The organism is Rheinheimera pacifica (genome assembly GCF_024809855.1).
GTDB classification, from domain to species: Bacteria; Pseudomonadota; Gammaproteobacteria; order Enterobacterales; family Alteromonadaceae; genus Alishewanella; species Alishewanella pacifica_A.
Genome location: NZ_JANUEM010000001.1, coordinates 446988 through 466910, shown reverse-complemented (window position 1 = coordinate 466910; position 19923 = coordinate 446988). Strand labels below are relative to the sequence as shown.

The window sequence follows — 19923 nt, the reverse complement described above, 5'->3', positions numbered from 1 at the left end:
GAGAGCTATGTTTGAGTTAATGGAAAATCACAGCGAAGAAGCTGTTATTAAAGTAATAGGTGTTGGTGGCGGCGGCGGTAACGCAGTTGAGTATATGGTTGCCAGCAATATCGAAGGTGTAGAGTTTGTGGCGGCCAATACCGACGCCCAGGCTCTGCGTAATTCATCAGCCAACATTACGCTGCAGTTAGGCGCTCATGTTACTAAAGGTTTAGGTGCTGGTGCCAACCCGGAAATCGGCCGCCGTTCAGCCGAAGAAGACCGTGAAACCATCAAGAAAACCCTGCAGGGCGCTGATATGATTTTTATCGCAGCCGGTATGGGCGGTGGTACAGGTACGGGTGCGGCACCAATCGTGGCCGAAGTGGCGCGTGAACTGGGTATCTTAACCGTAGCAGTGGTAACCAAACCCTTCCCGTTCGAAGGTAAAAAGCGTACCGCTTATGCAGATGAAGGTATTCTGGAACTGAGCAAACACGTTGATTCTTTGATCACCATTCCAAACGACAAGCTGTTAAAAGTACTGGGTAAAGGCACCAGCTTGCTGGATGCGTTTAAAGCCGCCAACAATGTGCTGCTGGGCGCTGTACAGGGTATTGCTGAATTAATTACCCGACCTGGTCTTATCAACGTTGACTTTGCCGACGTACGTACTGTGATGTCAGAAATGGGCACCGCGATGATGGGCAGCGGCCGCGCTTCCGGCCCGGACCGGGCAGAAGAAGCCGCCGAACAGGCTATCTCCAGCCCATTGCTGGAAGATATTGATTTATCTGGTGCCAAGGGTATTCTGGTTAATATCACTGCCGGCCTGGATATCAGCATCGAAGAGTTTGAAATTGTCGGTAATGCTGTAAAAGCCTTTGCGTCTGAAAATGCTACTGTAGTAGTAGGTGCGGTAATCGACCCTAACATGCAGGATGAGTTGCGTGTAACTGTGGTGGCTACCGGTATAGGTGCAGATCGCCGCCCGGATATCAGCCTGGTGCAAAACCACCGTGCTGAGCCAATGCCTGTGTACGTGCAACACGGTAACACCATGCAAAAACCTGCACCGCAGGCTATGCGTGAAGAGCAGCCTGCTGCTGCCGTGAAAGCACAGCCAGAAAGCAAGGCGAATATCGACATTTTTGATATACCGGCGTTTTTACGCAAACAAGCCGACTAAGGCTGTACTCAGTACAGTTTTAGTTGCAGGCAGGGCCGACAGCAGGGTTAAGCTGCTGTTCAGTGGTATTTGGCATACTTATTACATTATGCTATGCTTCGCCACCATTTTGTGATTGCTTATTATTTGAGCAGGAAGAAATTATGATTAAACAACGTACCATCGACAAAACAGTCAGCTCCATTGGAGTGGGATTGCACAAAGGCGAAAAGGTTACGCTTACTCTCCGACCTGCGCCGGACAACACGGGTATCGTGTTCCGTCGTGTTGATCTCGATCCTGTGGTCGATTTCAAAGTAGCACCTGAATTAGTAGGTGATACGGTGATGTGTACCTGTTTAATTAATGAAAATGGCGTGCGCTTATCTACCACTGAACACCTGATGGCGGCCATTGCCGGGCTGGGGATCGACAACCTGATGGTTGAAGTAGACTCAGCTGAAATTCCTATTATGGATGGCAGTGCCAATCCGTTCGTTTATCTGTTGCTTGAGGCCGGTGTGGCAGAGCAGCGTCAGGCGAAAAAGTTTATCCGTATTAAAAAATCTGTACGGGTTGAAGACGGCGACAAATGGGCCGAATTTAAACCGCACCATGGCTTTAAAATTGATTTTGCCATTGAATTTAACCACCCGGTGATTGCAGAAACCACCCAGCATATGCAAATGGATTTCTCCGCCGCAGGTTTTATTAAAGATATCAGCCGTGCCCGCACTTTTGGCTTTTTGCATGAAGTAGAGTACCTGCGTGCAAATAACCTGGCGTTGGGTGGCAGTTTCGACAACGCCGTAGTACTGGACGAATACCGGGTATTAAACCAGGACGGTCTGCGCTACGAAGACGAATTTATTAAACATAAAATTCTCGATGCCATCGGCGATTTATATATGGCCGGTTACAGCATACTGGGCGAGTTTAAAGCCTTTAAAACCGGCCATGCGCTGAATAACCAGCTACTGTGTGCAGTACTGGCTAATCAGGAAAACTGGGAATTTGTTACCTTTGAAGACAAAGCCCAGATGCCGATATCTTATCTGGCACCCCAACTGGCCTGAATCAGCACTTAAGCTATACACAAAACCCGGTTTAACCGGGTTTTGTTATTCAAGGGGTCAGAACACTTGAAGCTGCGTTTTCTGCCAGTTTCAGTAAAGCGTCTTTTAATGGCCCTTCGCTGTTTTGTGCTACCATGCGCAGCGCCGAGGCTGCGTTGTCAGATAACTGATGGTTGTTTTTCTGCGCTACCGGCAGTTGCAGCCTGCTGATCTGGCCGTTAGGTGAGGCTTCAATCTCAATTCCAGCTAAATCAGGCAAGATTTTTCGGCGAAAATTGTCTAGAATGGCGTCGCGCTGCATTTTTAAACTGGTCAGCCAGGGCGCCGAGGCACATAAAATAACCGCCCGACCGTCACGAATACAGCTGACCTGACAGAAACTAAGTTGCTCCAGCTGTAATACTTCAGCCAGCACCTTGTTCAGTTGTTGCACCAGGCTTACCTGTTGCTGCTGTGATGCCAGAGTGCTGTGCGCCAGCACTTTGCTGATATCCAGAGGCTTTTGTGTATAGCGGGCCATTGCCTTTATGCACCTGCAACAAGTAAAACATCTGTGCAGTGTAACAGCTTCTTCAGATACAGAGAATGTTGTACCTTGAAAGCGTTGGCATGGGGCACCATATCTGGCGTAAGATGCTGAAGCTTTCATACTTTTTACTGGCCGGGCAAAGCGCCGCCGGGGCTGCACTGCAGTTTTAACTTAACATGGTATTTGGATAATGTTTGGAAAACTTTTTACCAAATTATTTGGTAGCCGCAACGACCGCTTCTTAAAAAAACTAGAAAAACAAGTACAGCAGATCAATGCGTTAGAGGCAGAACTTGAAGCCTTGTCCGACGACCAGCTGAAACAAAAAACCGCAGAGTTTAAACAGCAACTGGCCAACGGCAGTACGCTGGACGACATTCTACCGCATGCCTTTGCAACTGTGCGTGAAGCCAGCAAACGGGTATTTGGCATGCGCCACTTTGACGTGCAAATGCTCGGCGGTATTGTGCTGCATCAGGGGAAAATTTCTGAAATGCGCACCGGTGAAGGTAAAACCCTAACCGCAACCTTGCCGGCTTATCTGAACGCGTTAAGCGGTAACGGTGTGCATGTTATTACCGTAAACGACTATCTGGCCCGGCGCGATGCGCAAACCAACGCACCGTTATTTGCTTTCCTTGGTTTAACCGTTGGCGTTAACGTACCTGGTATGGCACAGCCGGAAAAGCATAAAGCTTATGCTGCTGATATTACCTATGGCACTAACAACGAGTTTGGCTTTGATTACCTGCGCGACAATATGGCGTTTTCACCGCAAGACCGCGTGCAGCGTGACCAGGCCTTTGCCATTATCGATGAAGTCGACTCAATCTTAATTGACGAAGCCCGTACTCCGCTGATTATTTCCGGCCCGGCCGAAGACAGCTCAGAGCTGTACAAACAAATTAACCTGCTGGTACCGCAATTAGTTAAGCAGGAAAAAGAAGACGAAGAGGGCGCGCATGGCGATGGCCACTTCACTGTAGATGAAAAAGCGCGTCAGGTTTATTTAACTGAGCAAGGCCAGATTAAAGTAGAAGACATGCTGCGTGAGCAAGGCATGATAGGCGAGCACGACACCCTGTTCTCTGCTGCCAATATCACTTTGCTGCACCATGTATATGCTGCCTTGCGTGCGCATCAGTTATTTAAGCGCGATGTTGATTACGTAGTAAAAGACGGTGACATCGTTATTGTTGATGAGCATACCGGCCGTACAATGGAAGGCCGCCGCTGGTCTGAAGGTTTACACCAGGCAGTAGAAGCCAAAGAAGGCGTAAAAATTCAGAACGAAAACCAGACACTGGCCTCTATTACCTTCCAGAATTATTTCCGTTTATACGACAAACTGTCGGGTATGACCGGCACCGCAGATACTGAAGCCTTTGAATTCCAGCAAATTTATGGCCTGGAAACCATAGTACTGCCAACTAACCGGCCGATGATCCGTAAAGATATGGCCGATCTGGTGTATTTAAATGCTGAAGATAAATACCAGGCCATTATTGAAGACATTACCCAAACCCGCGACAGTGGCCGCCCGGTACTGGTAGGTACGGCGTCAATTGAAAGCTCAGAGTATTTATCCGGCCTGCTTAATAAAGCCAAAATTAAGCACCAGGTGCTAAACGCCAAATTCCACGCCAATGAAGCCCAGATTATTGCTCAGGCCGGGCAGCCGGGCACCGTAACCATTGCTACCAATATGGCCGGTCGTGGTACCGACATTGTGTTGGGTGGCAGTTTACAGGCTGAACTGGCAGCACTTGGCGAAAATGCCAGTGCTGAACAGATTGCCAAAGTAAAAGCCGACTGGCAGGTGCAGCATGATGCTGTGATCAACGCCGGTGGTTTACATATTATTGGTACTGAGCGGCACGAATCGCGCCGTATTGACAACCAGTTACGCGGCCGGTCAGGCCGTCAGGGCGATCCGGGTTCAAGCCGTTTTTATCTGTCGCTGGACGATGCCTTAATGCGTATTTTCGCCTCAGACCGTATGGCAGGCATGATGCGCCGCCTGGGTATGGAAAAAGGCGAAGCGATTGAGCACCCTTGGGTTAGCCGCGCCATTGAAAACGCACAGCGCAAAGTAGAAGCGCGTAACTTTGATATTCGTAAGCAACTGCTTGAGTTTGACGATGTTGCCAACGATCAGCGTAAAGTGGTGTACGAGCAACGCAACGAACTGTTAGACGCTACCGATATCAGCGAAACCATCAGTGCCATCCGTACTGACGTTATTGACGGTGTGATCAGCCAGTATATTCCGCCACAGTCGCTGGACGAAATGTGGGATGTACCGGGTTTAGAGCAACGCCTGAAAGCTGATTTTAACCTTGAGCTGCCTGTGGTGCAGTGGCTGGCAGATGACAAGAAACTGTTTGAAGAAAAACTGCGTGAGCGGATTCAGCAGGAAGTTGAACAGGCCTATAGCCATAAAGAACAAATGGTTGGCCCGCAGGTACTGCGCCAGTTTGAAAAAGCCATTATGCTGCAAAGCCTGGATACACACTGGAAAGAGCATCTGGCAGCAATGGACCATCTGCGTCAGGGCATAAACCTGCGCGGTTATGCGCAGAAAAACCCGAAGCAGGAATACAAGCGCGAAGCCTTTGAACTGTTTTCAACCATGCTGGAAAACCTGAAAATTGACGTTGTAGGCGTATTAAGCCGCGTACAGGTGCGGGCAGCAGAAGATGTAGAAGCGGTAGAAGAACAACGCCGTAAAGCCGATGCAGTGCCACACGATTACCAGCACGCAGAAGCAGAGCATGTTGGCGGCGAGATCCCGGAAGATGCTCCGCGCACCCCGGTATTTCGTGACCAGGATAAAGTAGGCCGTAATGACCCGTGCCCGTGTGGCTCAGGTAAAAAGTACAAACAGTGCCACGGTAAACTGGTATAACGGTTACACAGTAATATAAACACAGAGTCAGCTTAGGCTGGCTCTTTTGTTTGGGTGTCAGGCAGGTGGGTAATAATGCAAACAACAGTGCAAAATAAAGTCGTGCATGTGGCAGTTGGGGTAATAGTGCGCCAGCAGCAAATTTTACTGGCGCTGCGCAGCGGCAAACAGCATCAGGGCGGTAAATGGGAGTTTCCCGGCGGTAAGGTAGAAGCTGGTGAAACTGTGGCACAGGCGCTTAACCGTGAGCTGCAGGAAGAAGTGGCAATAAGTGTTACCCAGAGCAGCCCGTTAATGCAGCTAGAATATGCCTACCCGGAGAAAACCGTATTACTGGATATCTGGCTGGTAACCGGTTTTAGTGGTGAACCACACGGCCGTGAAGGCCAGCCACTGCGCTGGGCTACAGTGGCAGAGCTAACAGAGATTCCGTTTCCGGATGCCAACCAGCCAATCGTCGCGCGTATTCAGCAGTTATTTGCGACACTGGCAGTCAACGATTAGTTAAAATGAACGACTTCTTATTGCCGTTATTCCTTATTCTGCCTTTGCTGTTAGCTGGCTATCAGTGGTACAAGGAAGAGTACCTATTTACCGGCAAGAACTTGTCCTATTGGCAGTATTTTTTATTGAGCTGCTTTTTTTGCTATTCAGTTTATTGTTTGTTCAGTGGTGTAGATTCAATAATACTGCAATTAGTTGATCAGGGTTATAAAGCAGGGCGGGCTTTATCGTTCTCCGGAATGTGGAGCTTCGTAATGCCGGGGCTAATTGCCCCGCTCATTATCTTTCCCAGAGAAACCTTGTTATATCTGTTCAGGCAGCCTACCACTCGTGATATAGAAACTGCTGCGCTCGCCACATTGGGCTGGATATTATTACTTTTTACACTGGGGAGGTATCTGTTAGTAATTTGACGTTGGCCAGATCATTTCTTGTAGTTTGACGCCATCAAAAGGTATATGTAAAGCCTTAACCGACTCAAGGCGCTCTCTGGTATCTAGCGGTAACTTCATGTAATCAAGCTTGATTTCTAACTCGATTAGATGAAAGTTATCTGCTTTTTGTTGTTTTACAAAACGTGAAACTTCTTCGCTCTTCACTGATTCATTTAACTTTTCAAGTAAAATAAGCGTTTCGGTATAGTTTAGCTTTTGCTTCGAAACACACTTCAGAAAAGCCTGCTGCTCTAAGTACGGAATGATAGCCTCTGAATAAGGGATCTGCGTCAGCAGCCTAAGTTCATTGGAGGTTATAGATATATTGTTTGTTCTTTCGTTCATGCAACGCTCTGCAGCTGCTTCATATTCAGCGAGGGCAGTGCGAGTATATGCAACTGCATCGTCGGCATCTACTGCGTTTACACCCCATGACAGGCAGGCAAAAGCAAACAGTAATTTATTCATACCGACACCCTTGATAAATCGCCTTCCAAAATTGTCTTTCTTTTGCTGATAAAGCTGATTTTTGTGTTTGCTTTAATGCAATCAGCTCGATCTGACGACGTTTTATAACACCAAGTCCTTGCACTGATTCAAAGAAAATGTCCCAATTAGTGGAATAAATTGCATAACCAGATTGAGCTGAGTCCGAAGATGCCAGTTTAAAAGCCAGAGTTCCTTCAAGTTGCTGAGCTCCTGAGCCAGAAGCGCCTGTGCGAGTAGCCCCACCAAAGATTGACCATAACTGACCTATCAGAAGAAACTTAGTACCAAGCTTTTCGAGCGCACCAAGACGCTCAATCTCTTGAACGGCTTCAAGGCTGCTTGGGCTAAGCTGAAGATTTACAATAGTTGGACATTTCATATTCAACGTATCCTTGTTTTAAAGTTCAAAGAGTAGCGTAGAATATGGCTATTGTAAATTAAAGGTTTTTTTTGTGTTGCATCTAATGCTTAAAAAATTCATTATCCTGCGCGATAAATTCTTGCTCCAGCTCGGCCAGGTATTCTTCTGACAAAGCGGCGTCTATTGGCGCTTTGTCGGGTATGCGGTGGTTTTCTGCAGCCCAGTCGCCTAAATCAATTAATTTACAGCGCTCAGAACAAAAAGGGCGAAACGGTGAAGCAGCCGACCAGACTACATCTTTATCGCAGGTGGGGCACTTTACATTCATAGCTATCCTCCAAATTCAGGTGCGACAATTGTAGCATTTTCAAGGGGTCAGAACACTTGAACTTCAAGTGTTCTGACCCCTTGAAGATTTTTAATTTTATATTATCCTTTATTTTACAATGGTGGCAGATATGGATTGTTAATGGCAAGAAGCAAAAGGATTTGTCTGGCTGGAGTGCCTCAGCATGTTATTCAGCGCGGTAACAATAAACAAGCATGCTTTTTCTGTGACAAAGACCGGCAATTATATTTGAACAAATTGGCTGAATATTCTGAAACGTACAAAGTTCATATTCATTCTTATGTACTGATGACGAACCATGTACATCTTTTACTCACACCACAACAGGATGGCGCAACCAGTGTGTTTATGCAGGCAGTTGGTCGCTCTTATGTGCGCTACATCAACTCTGCATACGCTCGCACCGGAACCCTGTGGGAGGGGCGCTTCAAGTCTTCGCTGATAGAATGTGATCGCTACTTTCTTGCCGTCAGCCGTTATATTGAGCTAAATCCCGTCAGAGCGGGCTTGGTGCAGCAGGCGCAAGACTATGTTTGGTCGAGTTACTGTGTCAATGCGTTAGGCCATTCATCTGCCATGCTAACGCCTCACCAGGTTTACATTGCTTTAGCAGCACAGCCGGAACAGCGCTGTGCTGCGTATCAAGCGCTGTTTGAGCAAGCAATAACCGGTCCGGAGTTAACCGCAATTAGAAATGCAGTGAATAAGTCTTGGCTGCTTGGCTCAGCAGCGTTTACTGCACAGATCAGCCGCGCGGCAGGAGAGGTGCTGCGCCGGTTGGAGCATGGAGGTAACCGGCGATCCTCGGGATAAAGCTTCAAGTGTTCTGACCCCTTGAAATTTAGGGTTAGCAGCAGGCCAGTTCGAAGCTGATGCTTTGATCGCTGTTGCTGCGCCCGGCTTCGTCACACAGTTGCATAAAGCGGATTGCATAACGGTACTTATTGCCACTTACGGTAGGGTAAACTCCAGCCTCTATTGGGTAGCGAATGCGCAGCAATTCGTGCTGATCAGTATTGCTTTGATAAAAACCGTTATCGGCAACTACGGCAGTAAAGTGGCCCTTTTCCCGGCTAAAACCTAACACAAAGCTGATGGCCTCTAACAGCAAGCCGAATTCATGGCACCAGGCAGCGGCTGTTTGCTGGCGTTGTTCCAGCGGTAAGTTAAACCAATAATGCAGTTGGGGTACGTCAAAAAAACAGGTGCCGCCTGGGATAGAAAAACGCTGGCGTAGTGGCGACAGAAACTTATCTTCTTTTAAGTTACCGACAAATTTACCACTGCGCAGCAGCTCGCTCTGCAAGCGAACCGCTTTTTGTAGCACCGGCTTTAGTTTATCGCCGGATACTGACGGGTGGTTAGCCCAGACGACCAGTGCGCTTTCGCAGCGTTCGCAGTCTTTAATGAGATCGGGCCGGATATCGTTGCGATCGAGCACTTCTATCAGATCAAATAACGCATTAAAGAATGCCGGCTGCTGCCACTCAGGTTCAAGCTCATTGAGGCTGTGCAACTGTGCCAGCAAATGTTCCAGACGCAGATAAGTACGCAGTTTTTCATTAAGCGGATGTTCGTAGATAAGTTCTGTCATGAGTTTGCTGTATCACACCTGTTGTGACAGCAGACTGAAAGCCCCGTTTACAGCCTGGCGGCCAGTTGCAAATAATGCTGATGCAAGGCAGCTACGCGGGGCGTTAAATCAGCAATACTGCTGTCGTTTTTAAGAATATCATCAGCCAGGTTTAACCGCTGTGGCCGCGAAATTTGCGCCGCCATAATGGCTTTTATCTGCTGTTCGTTGGCGTTGTCACGCGCCATAGCCCGTTGTAGCTGCAGGGTTTCGGGCAAATCTATTACCAGCACCCGCTGTACATAGCGGTTAAGCTTATTCTCTAACAGCAAAGGCGCCACTAATAACGCATAAGGCGATGTTAGCGCAGCCAGTTGCGCAAGTAACTCCTGCCGTATAGCCGGGTGTAGCAGTTGCTCTAGCCAGAGTTTATCTGCGCTGTTACTAAATATACGCTGGCGCAAACCGGCACGGTTAAGCTCGCCGTTGCTGTGTAAAATATCTGCGCCAAAATGTGCACTTATTGCTGCCAGGCCCGGTGTGCCGGGCATAACTATTTCACGGGCTACAATGTCGGCGTCAACATATTGCACACCCAGGCTGGCAAACAGCTCTGTTACTGTGCTTTTACCACAACCAATGCCGCCGGTAAGGCCAACAACAAAAGCTGACATTACAGGCCCAAATAGCGTAAATAGATGCCAGTTATCTGCTCGCCCCATAGCAGGGCTATCCAGCCGGCAGCGGCAATATAAGGGCCAAAGGGTATCGGTGTGGCTTTATTTTTACCCTGCACACTTAGCAATATGACCCCTGCTACAGCACCCACACAGGACGACAGCAGAATAATAAGCGGCAACTGTTGCCAACCCAGCAAGGCACCAAATACTGCCAGTAACTTAAAGTCGCCGTAGCCCATGCCTTCTTTGCCGGTAAGCAATTTAAACAGCCAGTATACGCTCCATAAACTGAGGTAACCGGCAGCGGCGCCAACAATAGCCTGCCCCGGATTAACAAAGGCTGAACTACTCAGGCTGAACAACAACGCCAGCCACAGCAGCGGCAGGGTTAGCTGATCAGGCAGCAGCATTTTGTCTAAATCAATAAAGGTAAGGGCAATAAGTACCCAGGTGGTAAAAATAATCACAGCGGCTGCCAAACCAAAACCCAGCTTCCAGGCTACCAGTGCCGACAGTACCGCCGTTAAGGCTTCTACCACCGGGTAGCGTATGCTTATTGGTGTGCTGCAGCTGCGGCATTTGCCTTTTAGCAGCAGCCAGCTAAACAGCGGAATATTATCACGCGGCAATACCGGTGCATTACAAGCCGGGCAGCTTGAGCGCGGTACCGCCAGATTAAACTTCGCCGGTGTGGTGCTTGAGGCAGTATCAGGTGAAAAATAGGCTTTATATTCCTGCTGCCATTCGTTTTCCATCATCTTGGGCAGGCGGTAAATAACCACGTTTAAAAAGCTGCCGATAATCAGGCTTAATATTGCTGTGGCAGCAATAAATAATGCCGGGTACAGGCTGAATAGTTCTGCTAATTGCTGCATCAGATGATTGAACCCATTTGGAAGATTGGTAAATACATGGCAATAATCAGGCCGCCAATGACCACGCCCAGTACGGCCATAATCATCGGCTCCAGCAGTGCGGTTAAGCCATCTACGGCGTCGTCTACTTCCTGCTCGTAAATATTCGCTACCTTTGCCAACATACTGTCTAACGAGCCGGATTCTTCACCAATAGCCACCATTTGCACAACCATTTCGGGGAACTGTTTGGTTTGCTTCATCGCTATATGCATCTGATTACCGGAGGATACTTCTTCACGGATAAATAAAATGGCATTTTTGTACACCTCGTTGCCGGAAGCCCCGGCAGCTGACTCCAGCGCTTCAATTAACGGCACACCGGCAGCAAAAGTGGTAGACAATGTGCGGGCATAACGTGCTACTGCAGCTTTATTTAATATATTGCCGATTACCGGCAGTTTAATAATACGGCCGTCGGCCCAGGTACGAAACATCAGGTTACCGCTATAGGCTTTTTTTACCATAAAAAAAGTGGCTATCAAGCCTGCCAGTACCACCCACCAATAAGCCTGCATCATCTCTGATATACCCAGTACAAACAAGGTAAAGGCGGGTAATTGTGCACCAAAACCGGCAAAAATTTCGGCAAATTGCGGTACTACAAAAATAAGCAGAATAGAGGTAACGATACCAGCGATAACTAAAACGGCTATTGGGTAAAACATAGCCTTTTTAATTTTAGATTTAAGTGCTTCGGCCTTTTCTTTATACATGGCTAAGCGGTCAAAAATAGCATCTAACGCGCCCGAAGCTTCGCCCGATTTCACCAGATCGCAGTATAAATCGTCAAAGTATTTCGGGTGCTCGCGCAGGGTTTCTGATAAGGGCAAACCGGCCTGCACTTTAACCGAAATTTTTTGCATTAAGGTGCGCAGGCTTTTATTGTCGGCACCATTGGCAATTAAGTCTATCGATTGTACTAATGGCACACCGGCGCCAAGCATAGTGGCAATTTGCCGGGTAAAAATAGCAATATCCAGTGGTGTAATACGTTTGCCATCGCCAAATAACGATTTAGGCTTTTTCTTAACACCCGACGGGGTAATGCCCTGTTGGCGCAGCAGCGCTTTTACTTCGGCAATACTGGTGCCTTTTATTTCACCGTCAACTTTTTTACCGCGCCGGTTAACGCCTTTATAGGTAAATGCTTCCAGCTCTTTTATTTTAAATTGTTGTACCTGAGCCATGTTGGTTTCCTGTTGCAGCGCCTTAGCGCTAAAAGTCAAAATCTGCTATCACTTACCATTTATCACTCACAACTAAACACTAAGCATTAACCACTCAGCGCTGGCGCTAGCCTTTCGTCACCCGGTTTATTTCAGCCAGGCTGGTTAAACCGGCGGCGGCTTTAATAAGGCCCGACTGGCGCAGGTTGTTAACTCCTTCTAACTGGGCCTGGTTGGCAATATCCAGCGAGTTACCGCCCTGCATAATAATATCTGCCATTTTGGGGCTTACCGGCATAACTTCATAAATACCCACCCGGCCTTTGTAGCCGTTGGTGCAGTGGTCGCAACCTACCGGCTTAAATATTTTAACGGTTGGCAGTTGCTGTGGTGTAAAACCTTGTTTCAGCAGTTCCTGCTCGGGCAGTATTTCTTGTTGTTTGCACTTGCTGCAAAGGCGCCGGGCCAGACGCTGGGCAATAATTAACGACACTGAACTGGCCACGTTGTAAGACGGCACACCCATATTCAGTAAGCGGGTAAGGGTTTCCGGTGCTGAGTTAGTATGCAGGGTAGACAATACCAGGTGGCCGGTTTGTGCGGCTTTAATGGCAATTTCGGCGGTTTCTAAATCGCGTACTTCGCCTACCATAACTACGTCGGGGTCTTGCCGTAAAAAAGCTTTTAACGCTGAAGCAAAGGTTAAGCCTGCACGTGGGTTAACCTGCACCTGGTTCACGCCGGGCAGGTTAATTTCTACCGGGTCTTCAGCGGTAGAAATATTCGTTTCGCTGGTATTTAAAATAGCCAAACCGGTATACAGCGATACCGTTTTACCGGAGCCTGTCGGGCCGGTTACCAATATCATGCCCTGAGGCTGGGCCAGGGCATCTAAATACAGCTTTTTCTGGTGTTCTTCATAACCCAGTATATCTATGCCCAGCATGGCGCTGTCAGAATCCAGAATACGCATTACCACTTTTTCGCCCCACAAAGTGGGCAGGGTGCTAACGCGAAAATCGACCGACTTTTTTGCCGACAGTTTTAATTTAATGCGGCCGTCCTGTGGTATACGCTTTTCGGCAATATCCAGCCGCGACATAACCTTTAGCCGGGCAGATAACCGGGTAGCCAGTGCCACCGGTGGGTTGGCAACTTCATGCAAAATGCCGTCAATACGAAAGCGGATACGGTAAACTTTTTCGTAGGGTTCAAAATGCAAGTCAGATGCACCTTTGCGTATGGCATCCAGCAGCATTTTATTAATAAAGGCAATTATCGGCTGGTCTTCTTTATCGGGCATGGCACCGGGGCTGTCATCGTCGTCGGTTTCAACGATGCCCATCGAGCCTAAATCCCAGTCACTTTCGGTAAAGTCGCCGCCCAGGCTGCTATCAAATACCTTATCAATTAACTTATGCAGTTTGTCGTATTCAACTACCACTGCCTCGGCATTTAAGCCGGTATTAAATTCAAAATCTTCAATGGTTTGAATATTGGTAGGGTCAACCACAGCCAAAAAAATATTACGGCCACGTTTACCCAGGGGCAGCATATCAGTTTTACGAATGAGTTTTTCGTTGCGCAGATCTTCAGGAATACTGGCAACATCGTAGTGTTCCAGATCCAGGCTAATGGCCTGGCTAATGCTGGCCGCTGCCTGTGCTAATGCTGCGGCGGTAATCAGCTTTTCATTAATCAGTAATTCAGGCAGGTTTTTATACTGGCCGCTTTTGTCGACAACCGCTTTAGTGGCTCGTTCAGCGTTCAGTAGGCCAAGCTGTACCAGGCGCCTGAAAAGTGTTGAGGTAGTGGTAACGGCCATTAAACGAAAACATCCTGATTTTGCTAATAAGATTTTGCTGAATTACTTGATTATGCCACTAAATGCCGGTTATTCAAGTTAAACAGCGGCTAAGGAACGGCTGCAATAAAAGGTGGTTTAATAGCCATAACATCTGGATCTGTCCCCGGCGGTTTAAGTAATCTTTGTGTCTTACTCTTGGCGTTCAAGACAAAAGAAAAAGCCTCCTTTGCGGAGGCTTTCAACTTTCTAGCTGCTAACTACGGAGTTGGAGTTGCTGCAGGTGGTAATCCTGCGCCTTTTTCACATTGCTCGTTGGTAGCTCTTGGTGTTACGCCTGTTATACCATAGGTCAGGCCGCCATCAGCTGTTACAGTTGCTACTAATACACAGCCTTCATTAGTCCAAGTTAACTCTACTTCTGTAGCTTCAACAGGAAGTGCTGGGTCAGAGGCGATTTTAGTTTCTGCAGCGATTTCATTACCTAAGACATCACAATCAATGCCTGTTTGTACGCAAGCTTGTGCTTTGCTAACGTAAGCAGATACGCCTTTCATGGCCTGGCCACCATAAGAGGTAGCTACGTAGCCACGATAAGCTGGCAATGCTACTGCAGCCAGAATACCGATAATAGCTACTACAATCATTAATTCAATTAAGGTAAAACCTTGCTGTGTACGTTTCATATTAGTCATTTTAACTTCTCCTGATTTTTATTTAGCCTGTAAGGCTAGGTGTTATTTTGAGCAATTTATTCAGAGCCGCAAGCTAAATGTAACCAAATTTATCTAAAAGCTGTAACTTATTAAATTTAAATAAATTTAAGTTGTTTCTAATAAAGGTTGTTGCCATATTTATTAGTAGTAAAGTACTATTTTTGCTGCTCTGATAAAGTGATTACGCAGCTATGTCAGCTTTTGCTTATCGCAATTTACTGTGTAACCACCGACAGTATAGTGCATTTATTAAACAGTAAAGGTTACAGCGTTTGGTGAAAATAAAGTGGGGGTGCTCTTGATTGGCCAAAGTTAATGACTACTGTTATGCAGGTTTTTATAAGAGGCTATATTTCAATTTCTGTGTGGTATATGGCAGCAATTAATAGCTGTTCGCCCGCTACCTTTGCTATGAAGTGTTTGCAGCAAGCTGCCGCAGTTTTACTTCATCTTACCCTGACCATAGCGCCATACGGGCTAAAAATTGCTCTCCCCACGGCGATAGCAGCCAGATAACCAACAAGGTATTACCCAGAATAACAAAGCCAAATTCACGCCTGAACGATTGTTTGCTGCGTTTATGTGCCAGTTGTTGCTGGGCAATATAAGCACCGGGCCAGCCGCCAATCAGGCTAAACAGCTGCAGGCTTTCTTCGGTAAGGCGGTTGCCGTGGCGGGCTATGGCGGCTTCTTTATCGGTTTTGTATAGCCAGTAGGTAAATAAGCTGGCCTCAAGGTATAGCAGCGGCAAAATATAAAACAGGCGGCCAAACAGCAAGGCAATAATAACGGCTGTAAGAAAACTGATGCGAAACAGCAGTGCTATCTGGTTGGCGTATTGAATACTAAGGCTGTCAGAATGCACGGCGGCCTTAGGTTGCGCTGCTGATGTGGCTGTTTTGCTTGTAACAAATTGCCAGGGTGCGGCAATGTCGCGGCCTTGTTTATCCTGCTTTACGCTAAATTGCAGTGTGTCACCCATTTGCGGGCGGCCTGCGGTGCCGGCATGATCACGGATATGAAAAAACAGTTTTTGCCGGGTCTGGTTGCATACAATAAAGCCAAAGCCTTTATCGTCGCGCCAGAACACCACTTTACCGGTTAACTGCATCGGGTGTTCCTGTTAGCCTGTACCGTTTTATATGGCCAGCAACGGCAATTGAAGTTTACCCCGTAAGCGCTGCACCATAGGTTAATTGTGTGATGGCAGCTTTGCCGGGCCAGTAGGTTTTTGATAAAGGCAAATGCCAACCCTGTCGATATGGTTACGTAGTAAGGGGTTTTTAATGTCGCTGTATAAATGAATATCCACAGTATTGGCTATATTGCTGTCATCCAGTGTCAGGGCTATGGCCGCAAGTGTATGGCGGCTGATATTTTCACCGAATATCGCCAGATCAATATCACTGCGTGGGGTAAAGTTGCCTTTGGCTCTGGAGCCATAAAGTTTTACCTGGTCGATCTGCGGAAATTGCAGCCAGATCTGTTGCAGCTGTGCTAATACGCTAGCGGATAAACCTGGCTTAGCTGTCATTTGCTTGCTCTGTCAGTAACTGAAAATGCCATTCATCCAGCATAGGCAGGTAGTCGCTTTGTATGCTGGCAATAACAGCCTCGAACTTGCTGAAATCGTAGGTGTGGCTCATCAGGTTGCGGTCGCCAATCATACGTAACCAGGTGTCGGCATCCTGAATATATTTAGCAGCAAATGCCTGGCGTACTACAGCTTTGGGGGAGATCTGGTTTAGCTCCAAACCGTCATATTCCATTTTATCCTTTAACACTTTCCAGGCCAGTTCAAAGGTGTATTCAAAGCGTTGAATAATACCTTCTTTTTCCAGTTGGCTCAGGCTGTTTAGGTCGTTTTCCATTGCTTCGCGCAACAGAAAAAATGCCCGTTGGAAGTTTTTAAACCGTTGCTGCCAGCGAATATCTTGCTCTGTCATGTTAACACCTTATTGAATACTCAGCCGCATGGATAAGTCTATCGCCTGCACATGCTTGGTTAAGGCACCACTGGAAATATAGTCAACGCCGGTGGCTGCAAGTTCAGTTAAACGTTCGCTGGTAATATTGCCTGACACTTCCAGTTTCGCTTTACCAGCGTTCAGGGCTACCGCTTGCACTATATCGGCTGTACTGAAGTTATCCAGCATAATAATGTCGGCTTTGGCATCCAGTGCCTGTTGCAGCTCGTGCAGGTTTTCGGTTTCTACTTCTACCGGTTTGCCGGGGAAATTTTGCCGGGCGCTGGCCACTGCAGCCGCGATAGAGCCTGCAGCGGCTATATGGTTTTCTTTAATTAAAAAGGCATCAAACAAGCCAATACGGTGGTTTTTACCGCCACCGGCCGTTACTGCATATTTTTGCGCAAAGCGCAGGCCGGGCAGGGTTTTACGGGTATCCAGCAGGCGGGTATTGCTGCCTTGCAAAAACTGCACATAGTGCGCTGTGGTAGTAGCAGTACCACTTAACAGTTGTAGAAAGTTAAGCGCGGTACGCTCGCCGGTTAATAATATGCGCGCCGGGCCACTTAAGGTACACAGGGTGGTGTTGGCTGCTACCTTGTCGCCATCTGTAACCTGCCATTGCAGTTTTACGTTGTTACCTAACTGGCGGAATACTTCGTCGGCAAAGGCGGTGCCGCATATTACGCAGTTTTCCCGGGTAATAATGGTGGCGGTGGCCTGCTGGTTTTGCGGTATCAGCGAGGCGGTAATATCGCCTTCGTTAAGGGGTAAAAAGCCTAAATCTTCTGCCAGAGCAGCAGATACCGAGCGGATAATTTCCTGTTGCAGCAGTGTGGAGTAATCAGTTGGCATAGTCGTTGTGTATACAAAAGTTAGTGGTGCTCGTTTATCTGTGTTGGATCAGGGTGAGCTGATTGCCCTGTTGATGGAATTCTAACTGTTTAAGCGCACTCATGCCCAGCAATATCTCGGTACCGCTAAGGTTGGGCACAATGCTGGCCGGAATATTAGTCAGCACTATGTCGCCCAGCTGTAGCTGGTCAATACGGCTGCGATAGGCGGTGGTTAAACCATTGGCAGTGCTTACCTGTATGGCGGCACCAAACGGCATGCCCAGTTTTTCTGCCGTGCTGGCTGCTATGGCAACAGTGGTGGCGCCGGTGTCCAGCATAAAGTCGGTAGGGGTGTTATTAATAAGTGCAGTGCCTACGTAGTGGCCGCTTTTATTACGGATAAGCACAGTGCGTATTTCACCGGTACGGCCCTGTACACTGCTTAGTTGCTGGTTGGGGTTAAGCTGCTTGCTGATGGTGTCCTGAAAAAATACAAACAGCAATACCATTAAAATAAGCCAGGCGATAATAGCAAAGGTCTTACCATATTTGTTTGTGGGTTCAGGCGCTTGCATTAAAAGGCTCCAGCATTGACAATAGCCCCATAGCTTACTGGCACAGACCTGCAAAGGCAAAACTTCTGATGAGCGCTAAACCGCCAGCCATGTTAACCCGCCCAAGCCCGCATTATGATGTGCGCCCCGATGCTGAAAGCATCAGTTTATTGGTTATTCATAATATCAGCCTGCCAGCCGGGCAGTTTGCTGCTGTACCTGAGCAAAGCTATGTTGATGCCTTATTTATGGGTAATTTAGATTGCAGCGCGCATAGTAGTTTTACCGGTTTGCAGGGGCTTAGGGTGTCGGCGCACTGCGTGATCTGGCGTGATGGCCGTATTTTTAATTACGTACCTTTTGCGCAGCGTGCCTGGCATGCCGGTGTTAGCCAGTTTGACGGCCGCGAGCGCTGTAACGATTTTTCTATTGGTATTGAGTTAGAAGGCACAGATAATTTGCCGTATACTGAGCAACAATATCAGAGCCTTATCAGGTTGACCGGTTTTTTAATGCAGCAGTATCCGGCTATTACGCCAGACCGTATTGTTGGCCACTGTGATATTGCGCCGGGGCGTAAAACTGACCCCGGCATTGCATTTGACTGGATGCGCTACCGTAGCGCAATAGTGCAATAAAGAGTACAGGAAAAGAGTGTGCTAAAAAGCGCGATAAAGGAGTTGTTTGTATGACGTTAATCAGTATGTTGCTGGCATTAATTATTGAGCGCCTGGCTGTGCGCAGCAATAAATGGCAAGCCAGCGGCTATTGCCGTGCTTATGTGCGCTTTACGGCTGGCTCAGCATTAAACAGGTTGTCTGCGCATGGCCTGGGGCAATATTTGTGGCTGGCACTGCCAGGTGGCGTGGTTATGCTGGCGTTGTGCCTGCTTGACAGCCATTTAATTAGTTTGGTGGTTAACACTCTGGTATTGCTGGTGGCTATTGGTTGCTGGCATTACCGCCAGTTATACAAGCAGTATTTAAATGCGATGGACAGAGGCGACGAAGAAGCGGCGTTTATTACCATGCAGCAAATACGCACAGATATGGGCAGTACGCGCGAGCAAAGCAGTTATGGCCAGTTACTGATTTGGCTGAATTTTCGTTATTACGCCGCTGTGGTGTTCTGGTTTTTATTGCTGGGTGCTTTTGGTGTAATTACTTATGCTCTGGTGCGGCATTTGCAGGAAGCCGTAGCAGAAGAAGACGCTGCCAACTATGCTGCCTGCCTGGGCGACGACAACAAAGCGGTGCATTATGTAGCGCATTGGGCTAACTGGTTTCCGGCGCGGTTATTTGGTTTAGGTTTTGCGCTGGTGGGGCATTTTTCCCGCGCATCTACCGCCTTGCTGGGGTACTTTCTTGATTTTACCGCCAGCAACGAGCAGGTTGTAGTAGAGGTTGCAACAGCCGCAGAGCCATTACCGGCAGAAAGCTTTAACACGCTGGACGACACCAGTTATATGGTACAGCTTGCTAAGCGCAATATGCTGTTCTTTTTAGCCTTTACCGCTATTTTAACTTTAACCGGCTGGTTAGGGTAACTCCGAATCTCCCCCCTGAGCCCCCTCTTTGCCAAAGAGGGGGTAACAGCAAGCAGACGACAACTCCGATAGCGCAGCCACAAAACCATTTCGCGCAGCGAAGGCGGATGAGCAATTTGTCAGGAACAAATTGCGTCGGCGCAGCCGATCCGCCAGCTTGAAGGCAGGACAGCCGAAAGCCCGTTGTGGCGAGCATAGCGGAGGTTCTTGTCGGAGCCTGCGCTAATATGAGAATCACATTTCGCCTGGTCAGACCAATTCTTCCTGTCTCTTTCCTAGTCGTTGGGTGCTGAGTTATTACTCTAACTATTTTCTGCTTTTGCCTTTGCCGGTAATCTCTGCTTTATTTACTTGCTAAGCAGAAACT

The 19923-nt window shown here is 47.8% G+C and carries 22 protein-coding genes; 7 read left to right on the top strand and 15 right to left on the bottom strand.

Features of this window, described 5'->3' with window-relative positions; all coding sequences use genetic code 11:
* Window positions 1-7: 7 nt before the first annotated feature.
* Entirely contained in the window at window positions 8-1168 is a 1161-nt protein-coding gene (ftsZ, locus tag M2404_RS02170) for a cell division protein FtsZ (protein ID WP_259238002.1), read from the top strand.
* 143 nt (window positions 1169-1311) lie between these two features.
* Window positions 1312-2223 carry a UDP-3-O-acyl-N-acetylglucosamine deacetylase gene (gene lpxC, locus M2404_RS02165; protein WP_259238000.1) on the top strand — a complete coding sequence of 304 codons (912 nt, stop codon included), beginning with the start codon at window positions 1312-1314 and terminating at the stop codon, window positions 2221-2223.
* 49 nt (window positions 2224-2272) lie between these two features.
* Here the strand turns inward: lpxC and M2404_RS02160 are convergent, their stop codons facing one another.
* The gene (locus tag M2404_RS02160; RefSeq protein ID WP_259237999.1) at window positions 2273-2743 is read right to left on the bottom strand and encodes a DciA family protein; all 471 of its coding nucleotides are present in this window, start codon (window positions 2741-2743) and stop codon (window positions 2273-2275) included.
* A gap of 199 nt (window positions 2744-2942) precedes the next feature.
* Between M2404_RS02160 and secA the strand changes: the two genes are divergently transcribed.
* A complete protein-coding gene (gene secA / locus M2404_RS02155; RefSeq protein ID WP_259237997.1) occupies window positions 2943-5660 on the top strand; it encodes a preprotein translocase subunit SecA in 2718 nt (905 codons plus the stop codon).
* Between the two features lie 75 nt (window positions 5661-5735).
* Window positions 5736-6164 (top strand): 8-oxo-dGTP diphosphatase MutT, encoded by a 429-nt coding sequence (gene mutT, locus M2404_RS02150; RefSeq protein WP_259237996.1) that lies wholly within the window; start codon window positions 5736-5738, stop codon window positions 6162-6164.
* Window positions 6165-6565: 401 nt separating this feature from the next.
* On the opposite strand, the gene M2404_RS02145 is transcribed toward mutT, so the two are convergent.
* The 3 genes from M2404_RS02145 to yacG all read right to left on the bottom strand — a co-directional run bounded on the left by M2404_RS02145 (window position 6566) and on the right by yacG (window position 7776).
* Window positions 6566-7066 carry a hypothetical protein gene (locus tag M2404_RS02145; protein WP_259237995.1) on the bottom strand — a complete coding sequence of 167 codons (501 nt, stop codon included), beginning with the start codon at window positions 7064-7066 and terminating at the stop codon, window positions 6566-6568.
* Window positions 7059-7466 carry a hypothetical protein gene (locus M2404_RS02140; protein WP_259237993.1) on the bottom strand — a complete coding sequence of 136 codons (408 nt, stop codon included), beginning with the start codon at window positions 7464-7466 and terminating at the stop codon, window positions 7059-7061. Before M2404_RS02140 ends, M2404_RS02145 begins: the two co-directional genes overlap by 8 nt.
* Window positions 7467-7548: 82 nt before the next feature.
* Window positions 7549-7776: a DNA gyrase inhibitor YacG gene (yacG, locus tag M2404_RS02135; RefSeq protein ID WP_068233327.1), complete on the bottom strand. Its 228-nt coding sequence runs from the start codon at window positions 7774-7776 to the stop codon at window positions 7549-7551.
* Window positions 7777-7917: 141 nt separating this feature from the next.
* Between yacG and M2404_RS02130 the strand changes: the two genes are divergently transcribed.
* Window positions 7918-8610 carry a transposase gene (locus M2404_RS02130; protein ID WP_259237991.1) on the top strand — a complete coding sequence of 231 codons (693 nt, stop codon included), beginning with the start codon at window positions 7918-7920 and terminating at the stop codon, window positions 8608-8610.
* 34 nt (window positions 8611-8644) lie between these two features.
* On the opposite strand, the gene zapD is transcribed toward M2404_RS02130, so the two are convergent.
* From zapD to M2404_RS02075, 11 genes are all read right to left on the bottom strand, one after another.
* Window positions 8645-9391 (bottom strand): cell division protein ZapD, encoded by a 747-nt coding sequence (gene zapD, locus M2404_RS02125; protein WP_259237990.1) that lies wholly within the window; start codon window positions 9389-9391, stop codon window positions 8645-8647.
* A 47-nt stretch (window positions 9392-9438) separates the two neighbouring features.
* Window positions 9439-10044 carry a dephospho-CoA kinase gene (gene coaE / locus M2404_RS02120; RefSeq protein WP_259237989.1) on the bottom strand — a complete coding sequence of 202 codons (606 nt, stop codon included), beginning with the start codon at window positions 10042-10044 and terminating at the stop codon, window positions 9439-9441.
* Window positions 10044-10925: a prepilin peptidase gene (locus M2404_RS02115; RefSeq protein ID WP_259237988.1), complete on the bottom strand. Its 882-nt coding sequence runs from the start codon at window positions 10923-10925 to the stop codon at window positions 10044-10046. The genes coaE and M2404_RS02115 overlap by 1 nt, the downstream gene beginning before the upstream one ends.
* Window positions 10925-12154, bottom strand: coding sequence for a type II secretion system F family protein (locus tag M2404_RS02110; RefSeq protein WP_259237986.1), 1230 nt, complete (start codon window positions 12152-12154; stop codon window positions 10925-10927). The genes M2404_RS02115 and M2404_RS02110 overlap by 1 nt, the downstream gene beginning before the upstream one ends.
* Before the next feature lie 106 nt (window positions 12155-12260).
* Window positions 12261-13958 (bottom strand): type IV-A pilus assembly ATPase PilB, encoded by a 1698-nt coding sequence (gene pilB / locus M2404_RS02105; protein WP_259237983.1) that lies wholly within the window; start codon window positions 13956-13958, stop codon window positions 12261-12263.
* A 239-nt stretch (window positions 13959-14197) separates the two neighbouring features.
* Complete coding sequence (locus tag M2404_RS20255; RefSeq protein ID WP_310503060.1) at window positions 14198-14623, bottom strand: pilin; 426 nt, start codon at window positions 14621-14623, stop codon at window positions 14198-14200.
* Between the two features lie 481 nt (window positions 14624-15104).
* Window positions 15105-15764: a DUF1294 domain-containing protein gene (locus tag M2404_RS02095; RefSeq protein WP_259237982.1), complete on the bottom strand. Its 660-nt coding sequence runs from the start codon at window positions 15762-15764 to the stop codon at window positions 15105-15107.
* Between the two features lie 81 nt (window positions 15765-15845).
* Complete coding sequence (locus M2404_RS02090; protein ID WP_259237980.1) at window positions 15846-16187, bottom strand: nucleotidyltransferase domain-containing protein; 342 nt, start codon at window positions 16185-16187, stop codon at window positions 15846-15848.
* Window positions 16177-16599 (bottom strand): nucleotidyltransferase substrate binding protein, encoded by a 423-nt coding sequence (locus M2404_RS02085; RefSeq protein WP_259237979.1) that lies wholly within the window; start codon window positions 16597-16599, stop codon window positions 16177-16179. Before M2404_RS02085 ends, M2404_RS02090 begins: the two co-directional genes overlap by 11 nt.
* 9 nt (window positions 16600-16608) lie before the next feature.
* Complete coding sequence (gene nadC / locus M2404_RS02080) at window positions 16609-17475, bottom strand: carboxylating nicotinate-nucleotide diphosphorylase (protein WP_259237976.1); 867 nt, start codon at window positions 17473-17475, stop codon at window positions 16609-16611.
* 34 nt (window positions 17476-17509) lie between these two features.
* Entirely contained in the window at window positions 17510-18031 is a 522-nt protein-coding gene (locus tag M2404_RS02075; protein WP_259237975.1) for a retropepsin-like aspartic protease family protein, read from the bottom strand.
* Window positions 18032-18099: 68 nt separating this feature from the next.
* Between M2404_RS02075 and ampD the strand changes: the two genes are divergently transcribed.
* On the top strand, window positions 18100-18648 hold the full coding sequence (gene ampD / locus M2404_RS02070) for a 1,6-anhydro-N-acetylmuramyl-L-alanine amidase AmpD (RefSeq protein ID WP_259237973.1): 549 nt from the start codon (window positions 18100-18102) through the stop codon (window positions 18646-18648).
* Between the two features lie 50 nt (window positions 18649-18698).
* Window positions 18699-19556 (top strand): regulatory signaling modulator protein AmpE, encoded by an 858-nt coding sequence (gene ampE / locus M2404_RS02065; protein WP_259237972.1) that lies wholly within the window; start codon window positions 18699-18701, stop codon window positions 19554-19556.
* Window positions 19557-19923 lie beyond the last annotated feature (367 nt).